We start from the raw sequence: 23,653 nt of genomic DNA, 5'->3' as shown, positions 1-23,653 counted from the left end.
TGTAAACGATTACATGACGCGCTGCACGATGTCGCGGTCGATGGCCGACAACGGCTCCGGCAAGTGGTCGGATGGCCAGAAGTCGATGGCGTCGATCTCGACATTGGCGGTGAATGCGGCCGGCTGTCGCAGGGTCGTCGCGTAGACGAGGCCGCGCAGCAACGTTCCATCGGCGCGGGCCAGGGTGAAGCTCGCGGTCGACGCCAGCACTTCCGCGGATTGTCCGGACTCTTCGAAGAGTTCACGCCGGGCGCTGGTTTCGGGGTCTTCGCCGGGATCGACGAAACCGCCCGGCAACTCCCATACGCCACGGCGACGGTTGTGCACCAGCAGCAGCCGGTCATCGTGCCAGGCCACGACCAGCACAACATCGAATGTCCCATGCGATCCCGCGCGAGGCGGCATCTCGACGGCCAGCAGCTGTTCCCCGCGTTCGTTCGTGACCGGGAGAGACGGCACTCGATCGCATTGGCCGCCGGGCTCCAGGTCGGCATTGAGTGCTCGATGTGCTGCATCTACAGCATCGGCGCGTGGCCCCGGGCAACGCCCTGTGATGGCCGGCAATGCCGCGGCAGGCGATGCAAAGTGGCTTTTGATGATGGCTGCCGCTTGCGCCGGCTGATGCTGCAGCAGGAAGTGCGGACCTTCGAGTCTGGCATGTCTGGCATCGGGCAGACGGGCCTTGATCGCGCGCCAGCAAGCGTCCGGGACCAGGCGGTCATGGCTGGCCTGCAGGTACAGCACCGGGCAATCGATCTGCGCCAAATGCGACCGGACATCGACACGCAACACCTCGGACAGCTGGTGACGGGCCACCGCAGCAGGCATGCCCGAAGTTGCCGCTTGCTGCCGAAGCCGCCACGCGGGCGTGGACCAGCGCCCCATCATGAACGGCATCAGCTGCCATGTCGGTGGTTTCGGGAACGGCAGCATGAGCAAGGGATGCAGCGGTCGCGACCATGCGCGTGGCGAAGCGGCGAACGTCGCGCACAGCACCAGACCCTGCAATCCCGATGGCCGCGCCGCGGCGAGCCGGATGCCGATCGGGCCGGAGAACGATTCGGCGATCAACAGGAACGGACGGTCGTGCGGCAGGCGCGTGCGTGCGTGATCGACCAGTTCGCTGTAACCGAGTCGCTCCGATTGCGGATAGGCGACGATGCCGGGCGTGAATTCCGGTGTCAGGCTGGTGGTGAACTCCCGGAGCAGCTCGCCGGTGCCATCCATTCCCGGGAGGATCAGGGCATGCACGCCGGCTTCAGCATTCGATCACGTTGACCGCCAGTCCGCCGCGCGAGGTTTCCTTGTACTTGTCCTGCATGTCGCGGCCGGTGTCGCGCATGGTCTTGATCACCTTGTCCAGGCTGACCTTGTGCTTGCCGTCGCCGCGCAGCGCCATGCGGCTGGCGTTGATCGCCTTCACCGCGCCCATCGCGTTGCGCTCGATGCACGGGATCTGCACCAGTCCGCCGATCGGGTCGCAGGTCAGGCCGAGGTTGTGTTCCATGCCGATCTCGGCCGCATTCTCGATCTGGCTGGGCGTGCCGCCCAGCGCGGCGGTCAATCCTGCGGCGGCCATCGAACAGGCCACGCCCACCTCGCCCTGGCAACCGACTTCGGCCCCGCTGATCGAGGCGTTTTCCTTGTAGAGGATGCCGACCGCGGCGGCGGTGAGCAGGAAATCGAACACGCCGCGCTCGCTCGAACCCGGGCAGAAGCGGTCGTAGTAGTGCAGCACCGCGGGCAGGATGCCGGCTGCGCCGTTGGTGGGTGCGGTGACCACGCGTCCACCGGCGGCGTTTTCCTCGTTCACGGCCAGCGCGTACAGGTTCACCCAGTCGAGGACGGTGAGCGGGTCGCGCATCGCCGCTTCCGGGCGCGACGAGAGTTCCTTGTGCAGGGTGGGCGCACGGCGCGACACGTGCAGCCCGCCGGGCAGGGTGCCTTCCTCGCGGATGCCACGCGCCACGCAGGCCTGCATCGCCGACCACAGTTCGCGCAGGCCGGCGAAGACCTCGTCCTCGCTGCGCCAGCTCTTCTCGTTGTCCAGCATCAGCTGCGCGATGGAGATGCCGGCATCGCGCGCGCGCTGCAGCAGTTCGTCGCCGCTGGAGAACGGGTGAGGTACCGGCGTGGTGTCCGCGACGATGCGGTCCTCGGCCGCTTCGTCGGCATTGACCACGAAGCCGCCGCCGACCGAATAGTAGTCGCGCGTGGCGATCTCGTCGCCTTCCGCATCGAAGGCGGTGAAGCGCATGCCGTTGGTGTGGTGCGGCAGCTTCTGGCGCTTGTTCATCACCAGGTCGCGCTTTTCGTCGAAGGCGATCTCATGCGTGCCCTGCACGCGGATGCGCTTGTCCTTGCGGATGCGCTCCAGGGCGGCCGGGATGATGTCGGGGTCGATGGCGTTCGGGTAGTGGCCTTCCATTCCCATCAGCACCGCCTTGTCGGTGCCGTGGCCACGGCCGGTCAGGGCCAGCGAGCCGAACACCTCGGCGCGGATCCGCGCGACGTCCTGCAGCCGGCCCGGTTCGACCAGCCAGCGCTCGACGAAGCGCGCCGCCGCGCGCATCGGCCCGACGGTATGCGAGGAACTCGGCCCGATGCCGATCTTGTAAAGGTCGAACGTGCTGACGGCCATGGCGCGTATTCTATCGACCGCCGGCCCGGTGCAGTGCCGCGTTGCGGCAATACCATCTTCGGGAACGGGCCATGCCGTTGATCCTCTACCAGCGCGACGATTGCCACCTGTGCGACCTCGCGCTGGACGTGCTGTCGCAGGTGCGTGCGCCTGACTTCCAGAGCGTGTTCATCGATGATGACGCCGTGCTGGAAGCCCGTTATGGCGCAAGGGTGCCGGTACTGAGGGATGCCGCCAGCGGCGATGAGCTGGACTGGCCGTTCGACGGGCCCGCAGTGGCGCGCCTGCTCGGGGAGCGGTGAGGCTGCGGTGCGGGCTGGCGCATGCGCCGCTGGCCCCTGCGCCTGCGTCCGCGGTACGAGGGGGTTGCCGGACCCTGCGCAGTTCGGGTCCGGCGATCCGATCGGCGACGGTTACAGCGCGTAGCCGAACTGTTGCCGGAACTGTCCGGCGAATTCGTCGTAATCGAAGCGCTGGTTCTGGGTGCCCGGGTGTTCGACCTTCAGTGCGCCCATCAGGTTGCCGATGCGGCCGATGGTCATCCAGTCGTGGCCCTTCTCGATGCCCCAGATCAGGCCGGCGCGGAAGGCGTCGCCGCAGCCGGTCGGGTCGGTCACCCGGCGCTCGTGCGCGGGCGGGATGTCGTAGGTCTTGCCGTCGGCGTGGATGCATGCGCCCTTCGGGCCGCGCGTGGCGATGTAGGCCTTCACCTTCCCGGCGATCTCCGCCTCGCTCCAACCGGTGCGTTCCTGCAGCAGGTTGGATTCGTAGTCGTTCACGGTGACGTACTGCGCCTGTTCGATGAACGCGCGTAGCTCGGTGCCGTTGAACAGCGGCATCGCCTGGCCGGGATCGAAGATGAAGGGGATGCCGGCCTCGGCGAACTCCCTCGCGTTCTGGATCATGCCTTCGTAGCCGTCGGGGCTGACGATGCCGATGGTCACGCCGGGCACGTCGCGTACGTGGTTCTCGTAGCTGCGCATCATCGCGCCCGGGTGGAAGGCGGTGATCTGGTTGTTGTCGTGGTCGGTGGTGATGAAGGCCTGCGGGGTGAACAGCTCGTCGATCACCTTGACGTGGTCGAGGGGAATACCGTTCTCCTCGAACCATTCGCGGTAAGGCCCGAAATCCTGGCCGACGGTGGCCATCGGGACCGGGTCGCCACCCAGCAGCTTGAGGTTGTAGGCGATGTTGCCGGCACAGCCGCCGAACTCGCGACGCATCCGCGGCACCAGGAACGAGACGTTCAGGATGTGCACCTTGTCCGGCAGGATGTGGTTCTTGAACTGGTCGGGGAACACCATGATGGTGTCGTAGGCCAGGGAACCGCAGATCAGAGCGGACATCGGGTGTCTCGGTGGCGGAAAGGGCGATTAGGGTAGCCGGGCGGCCGGGGCGAGGCCAGCCGCGGCCGGCGCGGGCTTTGCGGGTGCGCTGGATGGGGTGATAGCAGGCGGCGGCGACCGGAAGCGTGCCCGGCGCCACGTCGCGTGTTCCGGGAGGCCGCGGCAAAGCGCTTTTTTGCTAGGCTAGCCGCCCCTGTACGCACCCCTACGACGGACTCCAATCCCCGATGTTCAAGAAGTTCCGCGGCATGTTTTCCAATGACCTGTCCATCGACCTGGGCACGGCCAATACCCTCATCTTCGTCCGCGGGCAGGGCATCGTGCTGAACGAGCCATCGGTGGTGGCCGTGCGCCAGGATCGCGCCGGCGGGCAGAAGGCGGTGGCCGCGGTAGGCAGCGAAGCCAAGCAGATGCTCGGCCGCACCCCCGGCAACATCACCACCCACCGGCCGATGAAGGACGGCGTGATCGCCGACTTCACCTATACCGAAGAGATGCTCAAGCACTTCATCCGCAAGGTGCACAAGAGCCGCTTCCTGCGGCCCAGCCCACGGGTGCTGATCTGCGTGCCCTGCGGTTCCACCCAGGTGGAGAAGCGCGCGATCAAGGATTCGGCGCTGGAAGCCGGCGCCCGCGACGTGTCGCTGATCGAGGAGCCGATGGCGGCGGCGATCGGCGCCGGCATGCCGGTCACCGAGGCCCGTGGCTCGATGGTGGTGGACATCGGCGGCGGCACCACCGAAGTGGCGGTGATCGCGCTCAATGGCGTGGTCTATTCGCAGTCGGCGCGCATCGGTGGCGACCGTTTCGACGAATCGATCATCAACTACGTGCGCCGCAACCACGGCATGTTGATCGGCGACGCCACCGCCGAGCGGATCAAGATCGAGATCGGCTGCGCCTATCCGCAGGAGCGCAACGTCGAGATGGAAATCTCCGGCCGCCACCTTGCCGAAGGCGTGCCGAAGATGGTCAAGATCAGTTCCAACGAAGTGCTCGACGCGCTGCGCGAGCCGCTGGCCGGCATCGTCGCCGCGGTGCGCCAGGCGCTGGAGCAGACCCCGCCGGAATTGTGCGCGGACGTGGCCGAGCGCGGCATCGTGCTGACCGGCGGCGGCGCGCTGCTGCGCGACCTCGATCGCCTGATCAGCGAGGAAACCGGCCTGCACGTGCAGGTAGCCGATGATCCGCTGACCTGCGTGGCCCGCGGCGGTGGCCGCGCGCTGGAGCTGCTGGACCTGCACGGCAACGAGTTCTTCGCGTCGGAGTGACCTGCCGGCGCGGCGCGCCCCGCGCGCGACCGCGGCCTGTATCGTAGGGTCCGGACCCTCGCGCCCGCGGGCGCTTCCTCGGGCACTGCCGCCACTCCCACGCCGACGACCGACGACACGACGTGCCTGCCTATGCCAGCCCCAACGCTTCCCGCCCCGGCGACGTCGCCGGGACGCTGCGATTGCTGGCCTACCTGGCGCTCGCGGTCACCCTGATCGTGCTCGACCACCGCGGCGGCTGGCTGTCGCAGGCGCGGGCGACGATGCAGGTGGCGGTACAGCCCCTGTGGCAGCTGGCGGGGCTGCCTTCGCGCATGGGCCGCAGCATGCGTGACGACGCGGCGACGCGCGGCCTGCTGGCCGAGGACAACCGTCGCCTGCGCAACGAACTGCTGGTGATGGGTGCGCGCCAGGCGCGGCTGCAGGTGGAGTCGGAGGAGAACACGCGCCTGCGCGGCCTGCTGGGCGCGGCCGAGCGTGGTGGCCTGGACGTGCAGCTGGCGCCGATCCTCGACATCGACCTCGAGCCCACGCGCCAGCGCCTGCTGCTCGATGCCGGCAGCCGCCAGGGCGTGCGCCAGGGCCAGAGCGTCATCGATGCCGGTGGGCTGCTGGGCCAGATCATCGCGGTCACGCCGGGGACGGCCACGGTGCTCCTGCTCACCGATCTGGACCACGCGGTGCCGGTGGTGGTACCGCGCAACGGCGTGCGGCTGGTGGCGTATGGCGTGGGCCGCAGCGACCGGCTCGAGCTGCGCAACATCCCGGTGTCGGCCGACCTGGAGGAGGGCGACGTGGTGGTCACCTCCGGATTGGGTGGACGGTTCCCGCCCGGCTTCCCGGTGGGCACGGTGACCTCGCTGCGCCCCGACGACAGCCACGCCTTCATCCTGGGCGAGTTGATGCCGGCGGCGCAGCTGGATCGCGGTCGCGACGTCCTGCTGTTGCAGGAAAACCGGGCGCCGATCACGTTCGATGTGGAGCAGGCGCAGGCTCCCCCGCTCGATGACGCGGTGCAGTTGGAAGACGCGGCTGCACCGGACGCAACCCCGGCGCAGGGGCCCGCGCCGTGAGCCGGCGCAGCCGCCTGTGGCCGCTGCCGGCGAGCGTGCTGGTCGCCCTGCTGCTGGGCCTGTTGCCGCTGCCCGAGCTGCTGCAGCCGCTGCGGCCGTACTGGCTGGCGCTGGTGGTGGCGTACTGGGCGATCGAGGAGCCCGATCGCGTCGGCCTGGGCTTCGCCTTTTCCGTTGGCCTGGTTGCCGACCTGGCCTCGGGCACGCTGCTGGGCGAACAAGCGCTACGCCTGGTGGTGATGGCCTTCATCCTGCAGCGCTTCCGCGCCCAGTTGCGCTTTTTCCCCGTAGCGCAGCAGGCGCTGGCGATCGGTGGCCTGTTGCTCAACGACCGCGTGGTCAATGCCGCCGTGCACCTGTTGCTGGGCCTGCCGCAGTTGCACTGGATGTACTGGCTGGCGCCGCTGCTGGGCATGCTGCTGTGGGGCCCGGTGTTCCTGGTGCTGGACGCGTTGCGGCTCGGCCGCCGCGCGCGCTGACGGCGGCCGGCCGTGGCACGTCGCTCGCAGCGCATGCGCAACCCCGCCGCGGAGGCGGCACAGTTCCGGCTGCGCGCGCTGGTGGGGTTCGGCGTGGTGCTGTTGGCGCTGGGCGTGCTGGCGGCGTGGTATTTCAAGCTGCAGGTGGTCGACCACGAGGAATATGCGCGCCGCTCGGAAGCGAACCGCATCAAGCCGCGGCCGGTGGTGCCCGCGCGCGGATTGATCTACGACCGACAGGGCCGCCTGCTGGCCGACAACGTGCCCGCCTACCGCCTGGAGGTGACGCCGGAGGATGCCGGCGACGTGCAGGCGCTGGTGGAGGCGCTGGCCCAGGTGGTGGAGCTGACGCCGGAGGAGATCGAACGCTTCCATCGCGAGCGCCGTGCCACCCGCAGCTTCCGCGCGATCACGCTGAAGGCGCGCGTGAGCGACGAGGAGGTCGCGCGCTTCGCCGTGGACCGCTGGAAATTCCCCGGCGTGGAAGTGGTGCCCTACCTGACCCGCCGCTACCTGCACGGCGACCTGTTCGCACACGTGATCGGCTACGTTGGGCGCACCGACGAAAACGACGTGCAGCGCTACGGCGCTTCGCAGGTGCTGTTCCCGCACACCGGTCGCACCGGCCTGGAGCGGTACTACGACCCGCAGCTGCGCGGCCGCATCGGCTACGAGCAGGTGGAAACCAATGTCGAGGGCCGCGCGCTGCGCACCATCGGCATGGTGCCGGCGAAGGCCGGCGCGGACCTGCGGCTGGGCATCGACCTGGAGCTGCAGCGGGCGATGGTGGCCGCGTTCGGCGAACTGCATGGTTCGGCGGTGGCGGTGGACCCGAAGACCGGGCAGGTGCTGGGCATGGTCAGCCTGCCGAGCTTCGACGCCAACCTGTTCGTCAACGGCATCCCGCATGCCGACTACCGGCGGCTGATGGATGACCCGGCGCGGCCGCTGTTCAACCGCAACGTACTGGGCGGCGGACCGCCGGGATCGACGATCAAGCCGTTCGTGGCGCTGGCCGGCGTGGACAGCGGCATGCGCACGCCGGAAAGCCGGGTGTTCTCGACCGGCGAATTCTTCATCCCTGGCCAGCGCCGTGGTTATCGCGATGCCGGCGGCGCGGGCGGTTGGGTGGACCTGCGCGATTCGATCTCGCGCTCGATCAACTACTACTACTACCAGCTCGCCTACCAGATGGGCATCGCGCGCTTCGACGAATACATGGTGCGCTACGGCTTCGGCCAGCCGACCGGCATCGACCTGGTGGGCGAAAACGCGGGCGTGGTGCCGTCGCCGCAGTGGAAGGCCTCGCGCACGCGCGAGCCGTGGTATCCGGGCGAAACGGTCATCGCGGGCATTGGCCAGGGCTACTGGATCGCCACCGCGCTGCAGCTGGCGCGTGGCACCGCCGCGATCGCCGACGGCGGTACCCTGCGCGAACTGCGGCTGGCGGCGGAGACGCGCGAGGGCTTCGACCAGCCCTGGCAGGAGGTGCCTGCAGGTGCCACCGCCTCGATCACCGACAACGCGATGCACCTGCGCGCGGTACGGGAAGGCATGGAGAACACCATCCACGGCCGCGGCACCGCGACCGCGATGGCCCGCGGCGCCGAGTACCGCATGGCCGGGAAGACCGGCACCGCGCAGCGCATCAGCCGTCGCGGCACTGCACGCATGGATCCGCGGCAGTTGCCGTACCACCTGCGCCACCAGGCGCTGTTCGTCGGCTACGCGCCGGCCGAAGACCCGACGATCGCCGTCGCGGTGGTGGTGGAGCACGGTGGCTACGGCGGCACCACGGCGGCGCCGATCGCGCGCCGGATCTTCGATGCCTGGATCGTCGGCACGATGCCGGAGGTGCCGGAGTCGGAAGCCATCGAGGCTGGCGTGACCGATCCCGTCGATCCGTCGGATAGCGAGCCCGCGGATGCCGCTGCGGACCCGGCGTCGCGTCCGGCAACGGAGGCGGCGCGCCCGTGAACACCATCCTGCGCTGGCTGTTCGACATGTTCCTGCGGCTGACCCGCACGCTGGACTGGCTGCTGCTGGCTGCGTTGGTGGCGCTGATGGTGATCGGCCTGGCGCTGCTGAGCAGTGCGACCAACCAGGACATGGCGGTGGTGCAGTCGCAGGCCGCGCGCTACGTCGTTGGCCTGGGCGGGTTGTGGGTGCTGTCGCGGGTGCCCGTGCCGCTGCTGCGACGGGCCACGCCGTTCGTGTACGGCCTGTCGCTGCTGCCGCTGGTGCTGGTGCTGTTCATCGGCACGGGACGCAGCGGCGCGCACTGGATCAACCTGGGCGTGTTCTTCTTCCAGCCGGCCGAGCTGATGAAACTGTGCCTGCCGATGATGGCGGCGTGGACGCTGGTGCAGGGGCCGTTGCCGCCGCGTCCGCTGCAAGTGCTGGCGGGCGTGGCCGTGATCGCGCTGCCGACAGGACTGATCCTGCTGCAGCCGGATTTCGGCACCGCCATGCTGGTGCTGGCCAGCGGCGTGTTCGCGCTGTACCTGGCGGGCCTGTCGTGGTGGTGGTTCATCGCGGGCGGCGTGGGTGCGGCGGTGGCGGCGCTGCTGGCGCTGTTCGCGCCGATGTCGTGGTTCCCGATGCTGCAGGCCTACCAGCGCGACCGCATCCTGACCTTCCGTGATCCGGAGAACGATCCGCTGGGCGCGGGCTGGAACATCATCCAGTCGAAGATCGCGATCGGTTCCGGCGGCTGGAACGGGCAGGGGTGGGGCAAGGGTTCGCAGTCGCACCTGGACTACGTGCCCGAGCACACCACCGACTTCATCTTCGCGGTGCTGGCCGAGGAATTCGGCTGGATCGGCGTGGTCACGGTCCTGGCGCTGTACGGCTTCATCATCGGCCGCTGCCTGTGGATCGCCGCCGAGGCGCGCGACGGCTACGCGCGTGTGCTGGGCGGCACGCTCGGGCTGGCGCTGTTCGTGTACGTGGTGATCAACGGCGGCATGGTGTCCGGCCTGCTGCCGGTGGTGGGCGTGCCGATGCCGATGCTGAGTTTCGGCGGTACCGCGGCGGTGTCGCTGCTGGCCGGCATGGGCGTGGTGATGGCGGTGCGCGCGCAGGGACCGGCCAAGCGCGGAAGATGACCGCGGCGCGAACCGGCATCGCCAGCGCGCGTCGTCCATGCGATGCCGCGTGGTACCCTCGCCGCCGATGAATTCCAGCACACCTGCACGCCTGATCGCCTGCCTGTTGCCGTTCGCGCTTGCTGCCTGCGCGACCCAGGCCACCTCCACCGAACACGACGCCGCTGCGGCCGATGCCGCCGAACCGACGGGGGATGCCGTCGCGCCAGCGCCCGCGGCAGGCAATGGCCTGCTGCCGCCGGTGCCGCAGCCACCCGAGCGCCCGGTGGCGCCGGAATCGGTCACCAACCCGGACCTCCCGCTGCAGCAGCGGGTCGACGCCTTTGTCGACTACACCGCCACCACCTACGACGTGGACCGCGCGCACATCCGCCGCACGCTGGCGCAGGCGCAGCACCGGCAGTCGATCATCGACGCCATGAACCGCCCGGCCGAGGCGGTGCGCCAGTGGCACGAGTACCGCCCGATCTTCATCAACCAGGCGCGCATCGACGGCGGCATCGCGTTCTATCGCCAGAACCGCGTGGCGCTGGATCGCATCGCCGCCGAGACCGGCGTGCCGGCGGAGATGATCGTGGCGATCATCGGCGTGGAAACCAGCTACGGCCGTGTCACCGGCAACCACCGCGTGATCGATGCGCTGTACACCCTGGCGTTCGGCTTCCCGCGCCGCGCGCCGTTCTTCGCCGGCGAACTCGCGCAGCTGTTCGCGCTGGAGAAGGCCGAGCCGCAGCTCGACATCCTCGCGCTCAAGGGCAGCTACGCCGGCGCGATGGGCCTGGGCCAGTTCATGCCGTCCAGTTACCGGCTGTGGGCGAAGGATGGCGACGGCGACGGCCGCCGCGACCTGCTGACCCACCTGCCGGACGTGTTCGCCTCGATCGCCAACTACTTCGTGGTGCATGGCTGGGAGCGCGGCGGTCCGGTGGTGGCGCGTGCGTCGCTGGAGCCGGGCCGCGAGCCATTCCAGCCGGACACGCTGGACCCGGTGCATCCGCTGTCGCAGCTGGCCGCGCGTGGCTACCGCCCGCTCGCGGGCGAGCCGGTCGCCGAAGGTGCCACCGTGCTGAACTTCCAGGGCGCGTCCGGTCCCGAGCACTGGATCGCCTACCGCAACTTCTACGTGATCTCGCGCTACAACCGTTCGCCGATGTACTCGCTGGCGGTGCACCAGCTGGCGCAGTCCATCCGCCAGGGCAGCGGCGCAGGATGAAGGCGGCGTGGCCCGCGCTGGCGGTGCTGCTGCTGGCCGCGTGCAGCGGCGCGCCCAAGAAGCCCGATGCGCCTGCGGCGCGAGTCGCAGGCGGCGCAAGCGGGCCGATCACCACGCACGTGCCGGCACCGGTGCCTGCCGGTTGCATCCCCGGCGTGTCGCCGTATCCGGCGATGCAGGAAGACCTGTCCACGCGTGGCGACTACGTCGCCGGCGGGCTGTACAAGCCCGGTGTCAGCGACACCGTGCCCGACTACCTGCCGAGGGTGGAGTGCATCCCCGAACCGGTCGTGGCGCACGAGCCGCTGTCGCGCGTCGGCAACCGCACGCCGTACACCGTGCTGGGCCGGTCCTACCAAGTGCGCGACAGTGCCGACGGCTTCGTCGAGACCGGCATCGCCTCCTACTACGGCAACAAGTTCCACGGCCGTCGCACCTCCAACCAGGAGGTGTACGACATGTACGCCTTCACTGCCGCGCACAAGTCGCTGCCGTTGCCCAGCTTCGCGCGGGTGACCAACCTCGACAACGGCCGCTCGGTGGTGGTGCGGGTGAACGATCGCGGGCCCTTCCACGAAGGTCGCGTGATCGATCTCAGCTATGCCGCCGCGGTAAAGCTCGACATCCACCGCCAGGGCACCGGTCGCGTCGAAGTGCGGGGACTGACGCCCGGGCAGGCCCAACCGACGCTGCAGGCCGCGGCACCGTCGTCGAGTGGGCTGGACGGGCTGGTGCAGGCATTGCCGGCGCCGCCGCCCGTTGCCGTCACGCCCCTGGCCGCCGCGCCTGCCGCGGCAACACCTGCCAGTGTCGCCACGCCGGTCGCCCCGGTGGCCGCGACGAGCCCGCCCGCGGCCAGCACGCGCGCCGCAGACCACCCCGGCTACGGGCGCGAGGAAAACCGCTTCACCCTGCTGCAGGATGGTCGCGTGCGCACGGCCGATGAGTTCGACGCCTGGATGCGCGAGCGCCAGGCACGCATCGACGCGCAAGCGGCCGCTGCGCCGGTTGCCACGCCAACTGCCATGCCGGTGGCGAGCGGAAGCCCGCCGTCGACGCCGCCTGCGGCAAGCGTTACGCCGGTGGCCGCCGCAACGCCGGCACTTTCCGCCGGGGGCCTGACCCTGCAGGTCGGTGTGTTCTCGCAGCGCGACAACGCGCAGCGCGTGCTGTCCACGCTGCATGGCGCCGGCATTGCCAGTGCCAGCGTGCAGGACGCGGCACGCGATGGCCGCGCGCTGTGGCGTGTGCGCGTGGGCGGCGTCGAACCTGCGGGTGTCTCGCAACTTTCTGCACGGATCGCCGCCCTCGGCCTCGGCACGCCCCAGATCGTGCGCGAGTAGACTCATTCCTCCTGTCCTCCCACGGCTGCGACCAGCGGCCGTGCACTGAAGAGCCCGTATTGCCGATGAACCTGTTCCGCCTGTCGCCACGTGCCCGCGCTTCGGCGCGCCTTGCCGCCCTCGTCGCCACCTGCATTGCCGTTGCCGGGCTGGCCATCGCGCAGACGCCAACGCCCGCACCCGCACCGATCTCCGCGCAGCCGGCGCTGAGCGACGACCTGCCGGTTCCGCCGGCGCCCGAGATCGTTGGCAATGCCTGGCTGCTGATGGACCACGCCACCGGCCAGATCCTGGCCGGGCACAACGTGGATGCGCGCGTCGAACCAGCCAGCATCACCAAGGTGCTGACCAGCTATGTCATTGCCGCGGAAATGCAGGCCGGCAAGGTCAGCGCCGACGACCAGGTGATGATGACCGAGAACGCCTGGCGCAAGGGTGGTGCGCGTACCGACGGCAGCTACAGCGGTTTCCCGGTCAACCAGACCGCGACCCTGCTGGAGATGGAGAAGGGCATGGTGGTGCAGTCGGGCAACGATGCCGCGATCGCGCTGGCCGAGCACGTCGCCGGCAGCGAGGACGCCTTCGCCGCGCTCATGAACGCCTATGCCAAGCGCATCGGCATGAAGCACTCCAACTTCGTCAATTCGCACGGCCTGTCCGAGCCCGACCATTACTCCACCGCGCGCGACCTGGCGCTGTTGGGCAGCGCGATGGCGCGCGACTTCCCCGAGGAGTACTCCTACAACGCGATCAAGGAATTCACCGTCGGCCCGATCACCCAGCGCAACCGCAACCTGCTGTTGTGGCGAGACGACAGCGTTGACGGCATCAAGACCGGCCACCATTCCGGCGCCGGCTACTGCCTGCTGGCGTCGGCCAAGCGCGGCGACCAGCGCCTGGTGTCGGTGGTGATGGGCTCGACCAGCGAAGCGCAGCGCGCCACTGATTCGCTGGCGTTGCTCAATTGGGGCTTCCGCTTCTTCGAAACCCACGCCCTGTACGACGCAGGCACCACCGTGTCCACGCAGCGCGTGTGGAAGGGCAAGGCCAACGAAGTGAACCTCGGCGTGGCCGAGCCGCTGCTGGTCACCATGCCGCGTGGCAAGTACGCACAGCTGCAGCCGTCGATGGACGTGCCGACGCAGCTGGTCGCGCCGATCGAGCAGGGCCAGCAGGTAGGCACCGTGCGCGTCACGCTGGATGGCGAAGTCATTGCCGAGCGTCCGCTGGTGGCGCTGGAAGCGGTGGAGCAGGCCGGCTTCTTCAAGCGCCTGTGGCACGAGTTCCTGATGTGGTGGAACTCGGATTGAGCCGGGCCGCGCACGCGCGACCTTGCGCGTGCGGATGCCTGCCGCCAGGGCACTGCAACGAAGAAGAAGGGCCGGCATTGCCGGCCCTTCCTGCATTCATCGCCGGACGGCGTCGCTCAGCGCGACAGCTCCAGCAGGGTGGAATTCACCCAGCCCTTGTTGCCCAGCTCGTCCTCGACTTCCCACATCGTGCCTTCCTTGTTGCCGGTGGGGTACAGCATCATGCCCGGGTCGAGGTCGCGCACGGCGCCACCGCTGCCGTTGGCGTTCTTCAGCAGTCGCCCGGTGCGGGTCATGGTCACGGCCTGGTGCACATTGGCCGCGGACGCGTTGTCCGGCAGTCCGCCGAGCTGGGCGACCAGGTCGGTATAGGCCTGCAGGTAGGCCAGCGCCAGCACTTGGCCGATCTCGGTATTGCTGTAGCCCGAGGCACCGGCCGCACCCCAGCCGCTGCCGCCCCAGAAACTGCCGCTGCCACCCCAGCCCAGGTCGGTCTTGGTGGCATGGCCCTCGGTCATCGCCACCTGCTCGGACGAGCGCACGTCGGTAACCGTCAGCATCACGTCGGCGGTCTTGCGCTGCAGGTTGATGCCGCCGGCCACGCGGCCGAGGTTGGCGTTGCGGCTGCCCAGCAGTCCGCCCAGCACGGCGCCGACGGCATTGCCGCCGGCATTGGCGTTCTGGGAAATCAAATCGGGTACCAGCACGTAGTCGGCGGCACGGACCTGGCCGCGGCCGATGTTCGAGCCACGACGCAGGTCGCCGCCGGAGGCCAGCTCGCGCTCGGCCTGCATCGCGGCCATGCCGCGGCCGCGATCGACGAGGGTGAAGCAGCGCGAACGCTGCACGTACATCTTGATCAGCGCGGCCGGCGACTGCAGCTGCTGGCCGGTCCACCAGTTGGTGCCTTCGGGCTCGAGGACCGCAATCGCGCCCAGCGGCTGCGCGCAGGTCGGGATCTCGGCGGTCTTCTGCTGGCGCTCCTCTTGCGCGCTGCCGCGACGCTGGGCATCGGCGGCGGGCGTGGCGAGCAGGGTGGCGGTGCCGACGGTCAACGCGACCGCAAGCGCATGGATACGGAATGTCATGGGCATTGCTTCCTTCTCTGGAGATGGATCTGTCCTGCCCCGCGGGGCCCCTGGCGATGCCCCGTGCATGACCCCCATGCGGCACCGTCGGGCTCGATTCTAGTGCGTTCGCCGGCAGGCAAAGCGAACTGCTTCGACAGAACGAACGTCTTGCGGGACCAGCCGAGGCCAGCGTGCGATGCTTGGGATTGATGCCCTGCACCCCGATAATCCGCCCATGGAAATCAAATCCGACAATCCTGAACACGGCTTCCAGTTCCCCGGCACGTTCGAGATCACCGCGATGGGATCGGCGACCGCGGGGCTCGAGTCCGAGATCCCCCGCCTGCTGATGGCCGCCGGGCTGCGCGTGCTGGACGAGACCATCTCGTGGCGCGAGTCCACCGGCGGCAAGTACGTGTCGGTGAAGCTGAGCTTCCACGCCGAGGATCGCGCGCAGTACGAGGCCGCGCACGAGGCGCTGCGTGGGCATCCGGAAGTGAAGTGGACGCTGTAGGAGCCATCGCCGGTCGCCGGCGTTCTGGCCCACGCCGGGGCATCGCGTGATCCGTCGCCTGCTCTACCGCAGCCGCCAGGCCTACGAATTCGGGACGGATGACCTGTTGCGGCTGCTGCTCGCGGCACGCCGGTACAACGGCGCGCAAGGCGTCACCGGCTTGTTGCTGTTTCGCGAGGGCTTGTTCATGCAACTGCTGGAAGGCGCGCGCACCGACGTCGAAATGCTTTATGCGCGCATCGCCCAGGATCCGCGGCACCGGGAGGTGGAAATGCTGCAGATTGCGGATGGCGTGGAGCGGATGATGCCCGGTTGGCAGATGGGCTATGCGCAGGCGCCGCAGATCGACGGCAAGGATGTGTTCTCCGGGCTGGTGACCGATGCCGGTGCGTTGCAGCTGTTGGCACGGGCCGGGGATCGAAGCAGCGGCATTGCCGCCACCATGCGCGGCTTCCTGGCCGGCGAGGGAGCCCCGCCGGCCCCGGGCGTGGCGACGCGATGAGCGACATGCCTGCCCGGGTGCGGGACCTCGGCCGCCAGGCCTATGGACCGGTCTGGCGCGCGATGCAGTCGTTCACCGACGCGCGCACCGACGACACGCCCGACGAACTCTGGGTGGTCGAACACGACCCGGTGTTCACCCTCGGCCAGGCCGGCAAGCCCGAGCACGTGTTGATGCCGGGCGACATCCCGGTGGTGCACGTCGATCGCGGCGGGCAGGTGACCTACCACGGGCCGGGCCAACTGGTGGTGTACCCGCTGCTCGACATCAAGCGGTTGAAGGTGGGGGTGCGCGACTACGTCTGCCGGATCGAGCAGGCGATCATCGACACGCTGCTGGAGTGGAACATCATCGCGGTGCGCCGCGAGGGCGCGCCCGGTGTGTACGTGGGCGACGCCAAGGTCGCCGCGCTCGGCATCCGCGTGCGTCGCGGCCGGACGTTCCACGGCCTGGCCTTCAACATCGCGATGGACCTCGAGCCGTTCCGGCGCATCAACCCCTGCGGCTATGCCGGACTGGCGGTGACCTCGACGCACGACCTCGGTGGACCGTCGGCGCTGGAGGCGGTGAAGCCGGTCCTGCTGGACGAGCTGGCGCGCCAGTTCGGGCTGCGGCTCGAAGCCGCGCCGGCACCCGCGTTCGATGCCGCCGATGCGGCCTGACTTGCCCTGTGCCACCCCCGGCATGGCAGTGTTCCAGCGCCACTCCCGGCGCTTGCGTGGGCACCGTTTACAATGCCGTTTCGATCCGCCGAGCCCGTGGCCATGACCTCGCCTGCTTCCCGTGCCATCCCGCTTGCCGTCGTCGCCACCGATGCCGCGCCGTCGCTGGTACCCGGCGCCAGGCAGGTGGCCGGCGACAAGATCGCGCGTTCGCCGGTGCAGTTCGCCGACGCGCCGGTGCTGCGCAAGCCGTCGTGGATCCGCGTGCGCATCCCGTCCAACGGCGCCGTCGCCGCACTCAAGGCCAAGCTGCGCGAGAACCGTCTGGTCACGGTGTGCGAGGAAGCCAGCTGCCCGAACATCCACGAGTGCTTCGGCCACGGCACCGCGACCTTCATGATCCTCGGCGAAGTCTGCACCCGTCGCTGCTCGTTCTGCGACGTGGCCCACGGCCGGCCCAAGCCGCCGGATGCGTCGGAGCCGCTGGCGCTGGCCAACACCATCGCCGACATGGGCCTGAAGTACGTGGTCATCACCTCGGTGGACCGCGACGACTTGCGCGATGGCGGCGCCCGGCACTTCGTCGACTGCATTCGTGAGGTGCGCGCGAAGTCGCCCAGCATCCGCATCGAGATCCTCACCCCCGATTTCCGCGGCAAGGGCCGGATGGAGCGCGCGCTGGAGATCCTGGCCGCCGCACCGCCGGACGTGTTCAACCACAACGTCGAGACGGTGCCCGAGCTCTACCGCAACGTGCGCCCGGGCGCCGACTACCAGTGGTCGCTGACCCTGCTGCAGAAGTTCAAGGCGCAGCATCCCGGCGTGCCGACCAAGAGCGGCATCATGCTGGGCCTGGGCGAAACCATGGAGCAGGTGCAGGGCACCCTGCGCGACCTGCGCGCGCACGACGTGGAGATGGTCACCATCGGCCAGTACCTGCAGCCGTCCGCACACCACCACCCGGTGCTGCGCTACTGGACGCCGGACGAGTTCAAGGCGCTGGAGGACTACGGCATGGCGCTGGGCTTCACCCACGTCGCTTCGGGCCCCCTGGTGCGCTCGTCCTACCACGCCGACCAGCAGGCGGCCGGGGCCGGCGTCGCCGCCTGACCGCGCAGATGCGCGCGGACCGGCCGCTCCCGGCCGGGTTGCCATGGCGGATCGGGTGCACGGTCAGCGCCTTCGGTCGAGGTGAAGTGCAGGCCGGCCATCGCCGCGTCTCCACACCGCTGACCGCGCGTTCAGCTGCCGTCGCCTGCAGGGTTTACATTCGGGGTCGCGCCGATGCAACTTTCAGCACTGGTACCAGTCACATCCTTCCGACATCCTCGACTGGCCGCATTCAGGATCCCCACGCGATGAAAGCCCCACGTCCGCTCCCCGCCGTCCTGCTCGCCCTGGCCCTGGTGCTGCCGCTGGGGCTGATCGCCCGCGCCGATGCCGACGCGCTGCCGTCCGCGCCGACCACCGAACAGGTGACCACCTCCAAGCTGGTCTATGGCCTGCTGTCGGACAGCCGTTACGCCTACCGCCCGCGGCCGCTCGACGCGGCGATGCCACAGGAGATCTTCGATCACTACCTGGAGGCGCTGGACGCCAACAAGCTGTTCTTCAGCGCCGACGACGTGGCCGGGTTCGAAGGTTTCAAGGCGTCCCTGGGCCAGGACGTGCGCAACGGCAACCTCGAGCCGGCGTACGCGGTGTTCGCGGTTTACAAGCAGCGAGTGGCCGAACGCATGGGTGGCGCGCGTGAGTTGCTGAAGCGCGACATCTTCGATTTCACCGGCCAGGACCGCTGGGAATACGATCGCAAGGACGCGGAGTGGGCCGATGCACAAGCGCTTGACCAGCTGTGGCGGCAATCGGTGCGCAACGACTGGTTGCGCCTGAAGCTGGCCGGCCGACAGCCGGACGAGATCCGCAAGACGCTCGACCGCCGTTACCTGAACTACGCCAACAGCGTGGCCGCGTTGAACCAGGAGGATGCCTTCCAGAGCTTCCTCAACGCCTACACCTCCACCGTCGATCCGCACACCGACTACATGAACCCGCGCACCGCGCGCCTGTTCAACCAGAGCATGTCGCTGTCGCTGGAGGGCATCGGCGCGCAACTGCAGAAGCAGGACGACGTGGTGGTGATCCGCGAGCTGATCGCGGGCGGCCCGGCGATGTTGAGCGAGCAGTTCAAGCCCGGCGATCGCATCGTCGGCGTCGGCCAGGGAACCAGCGGCGCCATGGAAGACGTGGTGGGCTGGCGCATCGACGACGTGGTCGACAAGATCAAGGGACCGTCCGGCACCCAGGTGCGGCTGGACGTGATCCCGGCCGAAGCCACGCTCGACAGCACGCCCAACCGCATCGTGCTGACCCGCGCGCGCATCCGGCTGGAAGAGCAGGCCGCCAAGTCCGAGATCATCGAGATCCCGTCCGCCACCCAGGGCGCGCCGGCGCAGCGCATCGGCGTGATCAAGCTGCCGGCGTTCTACCAGGATTTCGAGCGTCGCCGCACGCGCGATGGCGACTACGCCTCGGCGACCCGCGACGTCGCCCGCATCCTCGAGCAGTACAAGTCGGACAACATCGATGGCGTGGTGCTGGACCTGCGCAACAATGGTGGCGGTTCGCTCAACGAAGCGATCGAACTCACCGGCCTGTTCATCGAACGCGGCCCGGTGGTGCAGGTGCGCCAGTCCGGTGGCCGCATCTCGGTCGAGAGCGATCGCAGCGGCGCCGTGGCCTGGACCGGCCCGCTGGCGGTGCTGACCAACCGCGGCTCGGCGTCGGCGTCGGAAATCGTGGCCGGTGCCATCCAGGACTACGGTCGTGGCCTGGTCATCGGCGAGGCGACCTTCGGCAAGGGCACGGTGCAGAACATCGTGCCGCTGGACCGCTGGCCGGCCAACGAGACCGAGCGCTTCGGCCACGTGAAGCTGACCGTCGCGCAGTTCTTCCGCCCCGGCGGCAGCAGCACCCAGAACAAGGGCGTGGTGCCCGACCTCGCGTTCCCGGTGACCGTCGATGCCACCGAGTACGGCGAGAGCACATACGACAATGCGCTGCCATGGCGACAGATCGCGGCCGTGCCGCACGAGACCTACGGCAACTTCGGCCAGCTGCTGCCGCGGCTGCAGTCGCTGCACCAGGCGCGCGTGGCCGAGGATCCCGAGTTCCGCTGGTGGAAGGAAGACGTGGCCGAGTTCCGTGCCGAGCGTGACAAGACCTGGATCTCGCTCAACGAGGCCGAACGCCGCGCCGAGCGCGACCGCCAGGACGCGCGCCGCCAGGCGCGGCAGGAAGAGCGTCGTCGCCTGGGCCTGGCGATCGACCCGCTGGGCGACGAGACCGACGATGGCCTGCAGGCCGGCGAGCGCAACGTGGCGCAGGATGCCGCACGGCAGAAGGCGGCCGAGAAGCGTCCGGACCCGCTGCTGCGTGAGTCCGCCGCGATCCTCGGAGATGCGATGCGGCTTCTCGACGGCGACCGCCAGCTGTCGGCCCAGGTGCTGCCGAGTTCGACCGCGCCAGGGCGCTGGACGCAGTAACCACGGCGGTAACCATGGCGCGCGCGGTCGCGATTGCGCTGGCGGCCGCCAGCGCAATCGCCTACACGGGGGAGACCGCAACGTTCACCGGGGACGAGGTTGCACCGCTACGCGTCCCCGAAGGCCGCTGGCAAGGTCAGGCGCCCCATGGCGGCGCGTTCCACGCGCAGTAGGGTTTCGCTGACGCCGATACCTTGCGCTTGCGCCGTTTCGCCGACGGCAGCTTCGCCACGGAGACCGATGGCAGCACGGTGACCTGGCGCAAGGGTGTGGTGGAGTCGTGCCGGGCCGGGTTCACCCGGCGGGCGACTGAGCTGGTCGACGGCAAGGCCTGCTTCGAACGGAGCGACGCGCCGAGTGCGGTCTGCTGGCAACGCCCGATGCCGCGACCTTCCACGTCGCCCAGCGTTGGACCGACGCACAAGGCCGCGCACGAGAGATGCGTCTTGCCCCTGCGTCGCATCGACGTGCCATAGGCGTGTCCGCGGCAACATGGTGTTCCACGCCCGTCGTTCGCCGCGGGCGTAGAATCCCGCCACCGGGCCAGGCCCGGCCGTCCTGTTCCCTTCCCGGTATCCGCGATGAGCGCCGATTCGACTGCGGCTGTTCCCCTGCGTGCCTCCGCCATGTCCGTCGCCTGCGCACTGGCGCTGGTGTACGTGGTCTGGGGTTCGACCTATCTCGCGATCCGGCTTGCGCTGGAGGGCGGCTGGCCGCCGCTGCTGATGGCGGGCAGCCGCTTCCTCGTCGCCGGCGGCCTGATGTACGCGGTGTTGCGCTGGCGCGGTGTACCGGCGCCCACCGGCGCGCAGTGGCGCAACGTCGCGGTGATGGCAGTGCTGCTGCTGGGCTTCGGCAACGGCATGGTCTGCATCGCAGAACAGACGGTGTCGTCGGGGCTCGCCGCGGTGGCGGTGGCCTCGGCACCGCTGTGGATGGGGTTGTTCGCGAGCCTTCGCGGCGAACGTCCGCAGGGACTGGAATGGATCGGTCTGGCGATCGGTTTCGTCGGGGTGTTGTGGCTCAATGCCGGCAGCAGCCTCACCGGCACGCCGGTGGGATTGATCGCCTTGCTGATCGCGCCGCTGGCGTGGGCCTATGGGTCGATCTGGAGCCGCGGCCGCGACCTGCCGTCGCCGTTCATGGGCGCAGCGGCGCAGATGCTGGTTGCCGGCGTGCTGCTGCCGCTGGCCGGTTTCGCCATGGGCGAGCGCCTGCACCAGTGGCCAACCTGGCAGTCCACGCTGTCGGTGGGTTACCTGGTGTCGTTCGGCTCCATCGTCGGCTTCACCGCCTACGTGTGGCTTCTGCACCACGTACGGCCTGCGCTGGCCGGCAGCTATGCCTACGTCAATCCGGTGATCGCGGTGGTGCTGGGCGCGTGGCTGGCGGCCGAGCGCTTCAGCGCGCACGACATCGGTGCGATGGTGGTGGTGCTGGCGGGCGTGGTGGCGATCACGCTGGCGAAGGCACGCAAGGCACCTGCGCCACGGCCGGTTGCGGTGGATGCCGAGCGTGGGTGACGCCACTTTGGACCGGCGCGGCTTGTGGGCCGGGTTCGCGGCGTTCGCGCTGTGGGGCTTGATGCCGCTGTACTGGCACCTGCTCAAGTCGGTGCCGTCGCTGCAGATCGTGCTGCATCGCGTGGTCTGGGGCGCGGCCTTCGTCTGTGCGTGGCTGCTGTGGAAGCAGGGCCGCGGCTGGTTGCGCGCGACGCTGCGGCAGCCGCGCGCGCTGGCCATGCTGACGCTCAGTGGCCTGCTGATCGCGTTCAACTGGGGCCTGTACATCTGGGCGGTGAATGCAGGCCATGTCATCGAGACCAGCCTGGGCTACTTCATCAACCCGCTGCTCAACGTGCTGATCGGCGTGCTGCTGCTGCGCGAGCGACTGCGCAGCGCGCAATGGGCGGCAGTCGGCATCGCCGCGCTCGGCGTGCTGTGGCTGACCTTCAACTACGGCAGCTTCCCGTGGATCGCGCTGCTGCTCGCCACGTCGTTCGGTCTGTACGGTTTGGTGCGCAAGCTGGTGGCCGTGGATGCTGTGGCCGGGCTGGGCGTGGAAAGCCTGGTGCTGCTGCTGCCGGCGCTCGCGTGGCTGGTGTGGATCGAAGGGCAGGGCGGCGGCGCGTTCCTCGCCGGTCACTGGCAGGTCGAAGCCCTGCTGGTGTTTGCCGGTGCGCTGACCGTGCTGCCGCTGGTGGGATTCGCCTACGCCGTGCGCCGGGTGCCGTATTCGACCATCGGCGTGCTGCAGTACGTCGCGCCGACGCTGCAGCTGCTGTGCGGCATCTTCGTGTTCCGCGAGCCGTTCGGCAGCGACCGCATGATCGGCTTCGCGTGCATCTGGGTCGCGCTGGCGGTGTATGCGGCCGATGGCATCACGGCGTCGCGGCGCAGTGCGAAGGCGGGTGGATAGCGGAGCAGGGCGACGTCCCGGCGCAACGCCTCGCGCGGTGTCTCAGGCAGGCGCCAGTGGATTCGGGCAGCCGCGCGCGGGCGAGGCCTGCCCCGTGTGATCGAGCCAGTCGATCACCGTCGGTGCCAGCAGGTCGAGGCGCATCGGCAGGCTGATGTGGTCCTCGCCGGGGACTTCCACATAGCGTGCACTTGGCGCCGCTGCGGCCAGTGCGCGGCCGTGCGCCACCGGCACGTGTTCGTCATCGCTGCCGTGCACCAGCAACACGCAGGCCTGCACGTCCGCCAGCGCCGCGCCGACGTCGATCGTGTCCAGCGGAAGCGACAGCGCATCGCCCGCGGACGCGATGGCGCGCTCCAGTGCCGCGTCGTCCATCCGCCAGCGCAGCCAGCGGTGCGTGAACTGCTGCGCCAGGGTTTCCGGCGCCTTGTGCAGCAGGTGCGGCACCATGTCGCGGATCGCGTGTCCCGCGTTCTCGAACGACTCGATCGCGACCACGCCGTCGATCACGCTGCCCAGGTCGCGCGCACTGAAGATCGCCGTGGCGGCACCGTAGGACACGCCCATCACGTGCAATGGGCCCGTGATCTCGCCATCCGCGCGCAAGGCCGCCACGACATCGGCGATGTCGCGTGCCTCGCGGGTGCCGTATCCGCTCGGAGCCGCGCCCGAGCGACCGTGGTTGCGCAGGTCGATGGTGATCGTGCGATAGCCGGCCTGCGCCAGCTGCAGCGACCATGGCAGCAGCGAGCCGCCATCCATCATCCAGCCATGCAACAGCAGCACCGTGCCACGGGGCGGCGCGTCGAAAGGCGTGGGCGCGGAAAAGTCGAGCGCGAAGTCCATGCGTCCGGGTTGGCCGCCGCCGGTGCGATAGGCGTAGTCAAGCCGATAGGCGCCCGGATCGAGCGTGCGCCAGTACAGCGCGATGCCAGATGACACATCGACATACCCCTCGCGATGCGGCAGCCGCGCAAAGGCCTGTTCGATGCGCCCGGGCTGCAGCAGCGGCGAAGCGGCGCCCGGCGCCACCAGGCGCTGGCTGAGCGCAGCCTCGGGTGCAGGCCAGGCGAAACCGGCGAGCAGCAGGAGGCAGGCGAGGGAGAGCAACAATGCGCGGCGCATCGGCAAGACCGGTCAATGAAACGGGCCGGGCAGGCTA

Annotated in this window: 22 protein-coding genes; 17 read left to right on the top strand and 5 right to left on the bottom strand. The window is 69.3% G+C overall.

All coding sequences use genetic code 11. The features are described from left to right. Nucleotides 1-9: 9 nt before the first annotated feature. Both E2F46_RS09155 and E2F46_RS09150 read right to left on the bottom strand, forming a co-directional pair. Complete coding sequence (locus E2F46_RS09155; RefSeq protein WP_133321767.1) at nucleotides 10-1,251, bottom strand: NUDIX domain-containing protein; 1,242 nt, start codon at nucleotides 1,249-1,251, stop codon at nucleotides 10-12. A gap of 7 nt (nucleotides 1,252-1,258) precedes the next feature. Next, the gene (locus E2F46_RS09150; protein ID WP_133321766.1) at nucleotides 1,259-2,641 is read right to left on the bottom strand and encodes an L-serine ammonia-lyase; all 1,383 of its coding nucleotides are present in this window, start codon (nucleotides 2,639-2,641) and stop codon (nucleotides 1,259-1,261) included. Between the two features lie 71 nt (nucleotides 2,642-2,712). On the opposite strand from E2F46_RS09150, the gene E2F46_RS09145 reads away from it, so the two are divergent. Next, entirely contained in the window at nucleotides 2,713-2,943 is a 231-nt protein-coding gene (locus E2F46_RS09145) for a glutaredoxin family protein (protein WP_133321765.1), read from the top strand. A 111-nt stretch (nucleotides 2,944-3,054) separates the two neighbouring features. On the opposite strand, the gene E2F46_RS09140 is transcribed toward E2F46_RS09145, so the two are convergent. Further along, nucleotides 3,055-3,987 carry a carbohydrate kinase family protein gene (locus E2F46_RS09140; RefSeq protein WP_133321764.1) on the bottom strand — a complete coding sequence of 311 codons (933 nt, stop codon included), beginning with the start codon at nucleotides 3,985-3,987 and terminating at the stop codon, nucleotides 3,055-3,057. A 227-nt stretch (nucleotides 3,988-4,214) separates the two neighbouring features. On the opposite strand from E2F46_RS09140, the gene E2F46_RS09135 reads away from it, so the two are divergent. The 8 genes from E2F46_RS09135 to E2F46_RS09100 all read left to right on the top strand — a co-directional run bounded on the left by E2F46_RS09135 (nucleotide 4,215) and on the right by E2F46_RS09100 (nucleotide 13,783). Next, on the top strand, nucleotides 4,215-5,258 hold the full coding sequence (locus tag E2F46_RS09135) for a rod shape-determining protein (RefSeq protein ID WP_133321763.1): 1,044 nt from the start codon (nucleotides 4,215-4,217) through the stop codon (nucleotides 5,256-5,258). A gap of 122 nt (nucleotides 5,259-5,380) precedes the next feature. Then, nucleotides 5,381-6,331 carry a rod shape-determining protein MreC gene (mreC, locus tag E2F46_RS09130; protein ID WP_133321762.1) on the top strand — a complete coding sequence of 317 codons (951 nt, stop codon included), beginning with the start codon at nucleotides 5,381-5,383 and terminating at the stop codon, nucleotides 6,329-6,331. Next, nucleotides 6,328-6,810 carry a rod shape-determining protein MreD gene (mreD, locus tag E2F46_RS09125; RefSeq protein ID WP_133321761.1) on the top strand — a complete coding sequence of 161 codons (483 nt, stop codon included), beginning with the start codon at nucleotides 6,328-6,330 and terminating at the stop codon, nucleotides 6,808-6,810. Before mreC ends, mreD begins: the two co-directional genes overlap by 4 nt. A 33-nt stretch (nucleotides 6,811-6,843) precedes the next feature. After that, entirely contained in the window at nucleotides 6,844-8,787 is a 1,944-nt protein-coding gene (gene mrdA, locus E2F46_RS09120) for a penicillin-binding protein 2 (protein WP_133321820.1), read from the top strand. Then, complete coding sequence (rodA, locus tag E2F46_RS09115) at nucleotides 8,784-9,917, top strand: rod shape-determining protein RodA (protein WP_133321760.1); 1,134 nt, start codon at nucleotides 8,784-8,786, stop codon at nucleotides 9,915-9,917. The genes mrdA and rodA overlap by 4 nt, the downstream gene beginning before the upstream one ends. A 67-nt stretch (nucleotides 9,918-9,984) precedes the next feature. After that, on the top strand, nucleotides 9,985-11,130 hold the full coding sequence (gene mltB, locus E2F46_RS09110) for a lytic murein transglycosylase B (RefSeq protein WP_133321759.1): 1,146 nt from the start codon (nucleotides 9,985-9,987) through the stop codon (nucleotides 11,128-11,130). After that, on the top strand, nucleotides 11,127-12,473 hold the full coding sequence (locus E2F46_RS09105) for a septal ring lytic transglycosylase RlpA family protein (RefSeq protein ID WP_133321758.1): 1,347 nt from the start codon (nucleotides 11,127-11,129) through the stop codon (nucleotides 12,471-12,473). Before mltB ends, E2F46_RS09105 begins: the two co-directional genes overlap by 4 nt. A 65-nt stretch (nucleotides 12,474-12,538) precedes the next feature. After that, complete coding sequence (locus E2F46_RS09100) at nucleotides 12,539-13,783, top strand: D-alanyl-D-alanine carboxypeptidase family protein (protein WP_133321757.1); 1,245 nt, start codon at nucleotides 12,539-12,541, stop codon at nucleotides 13,781-13,783. Between the two features lie 116 nt (nucleotides 13,784-13,899). Here E2F46_RS09100 and E2F46_RS09095 read toward each other — a convergent pair whose 3' ends face one another. Beyond that, complete coding sequence (locus E2F46_RS09095; protein ID WP_133321756.1) at nucleotides 13,900-14,871, bottom strand: CsgG/HfaB family protein; 972 nt, start codon at nucleotides 14,869-14,871, stop codon at nucleotides 13,900-13,902. 217 nt (nucleotides 14,872-15,088) lie between these two features. Between E2F46_RS09095 and E2F46_RS09090 the strand changes: the two genes are divergently transcribed. The 8 genes from E2F46_RS09090 (at nucleotide 15,089) to rarD (ending at nucleotide 22,491) form a co-directional block, all read left to right on the top strand. Continuing rightward, nucleotides 15,089-15,367: a DUF493 family protein gene (locus E2F46_RS09090; protein WP_133321755.1), complete on the top strand. Its 279-nt coding sequence runs from the start codon at nucleotides 15,089-15,091 to the stop codon at nucleotides 15,365-15,367. 46 nt (nucleotides 15,368-15,413) lie between these two features. Then, nucleotides 15,414-15,869: a BLUF domain-containing protein gene (locus E2F46_RS09085; RefSeq protein ID WP_133321754.1), complete on the top strand. Its 456-nt coding sequence runs from the start codon at nucleotides 15,414-15,416 to the stop codon at nucleotides 15,867-15,869. Continuing rightward, on the top strand, nucleotides 15,866-16,531 hold the full coding sequence (gene lipB, locus E2F46_RS09080; protein WP_133321753.1) for a lipoyl(octanoyl) transferase LipB: 666 nt from the start codon (nucleotides 15,866-15,868) through the stop codon (nucleotides 16,529-16,531). Before E2F46_RS09085 ends, lipB begins: the two co-directional genes overlap by 4 nt. A 102-nt stretch (nucleotides 16,532-16,633) precedes the next feature. After that, nucleotides 16,634-17,641, top strand: a complete 1,008-nt coding sequence (gene lipA / locus E2F46_RS09075) for a lipoyl synthase (RefSeq protein WP_133321752.1) — start codon at nucleotides 16,634-16,636, stop codon at nucleotides 17,639-17,641. Nucleotides 17,642-17,889: 248 nt separating this feature from the next. Further along, entirely contained in the window at nucleotides 17,890-20,073 is a 2,184-nt protein-coding gene (locus E2F46_RS09070) for a carboxy terminal-processing peptidase (RefSeq protein ID WP_133321751.1), read from the top strand. Nucleotides 20,074-20,273: 200 nt separating this feature from the next. Beyond that, entirely contained in the window at nucleotides 20,274-20,549 is a 276-nt protein-coding gene (locus E2F46_RS09065; RefSeq protein ID WP_133321750.1) for a hypothetical protein, read from the top strand. Between the two features lie 105 nt (nucleotides 20,550-20,654). Next, nucleotides 20,655-21,596, top strand: a complete 942-nt coding sequence (gene yedA / locus E2F46_RS09060; protein WP_133321749.1) for a drug/metabolite exporter YedA — start codon at nucleotides 20,655-20,657, stop codon at nucleotides 21,594-21,596. Further along, a complete protein-coding gene (rarD, locus tag E2F46_RS09055) occupies nucleotides 21,580-22,491 on the top strand; it encodes an EamA family transporter RarD (protein WP_133321748.1) in 912 nt (303 codons plus the stop codon). The genes yedA and rarD overlap by 17 nt, the downstream gene beginning before the upstream one ends. A gap of 42 nt (nucleotides 22,492-22,533) precedes the next feature. Here rarD and E2F46_RS09050 read toward each other — a convergent pair whose 3' ends face one another. Further along, entirely contained in the window at nucleotides 22,534-23,616 is a 1,083-nt protein-coding gene (locus E2F46_RS09050; protein ID WP_133321747.1) for an alpha/beta fold hydrolase, read from the bottom strand. Between the last annotated feature and the right edge of the window lie 37 nt (nucleotides 23,617-23,653).

This window comes from Luteimonas aestuarii (genome assembly GCF_004357985.1).
GTDB classification, from domain to species: domain Bacteria; phylum Pseudomonadota; class Gammaproteobacteria; order Xanthomonadales; family Xanthomonadaceae; genus Luteimonas; species Luteimonas aestuarii.
Note: the sequence above shows the minus strand (reverse complement) of the source record. Positions and strands in the feature narration are given on the sequence as shown.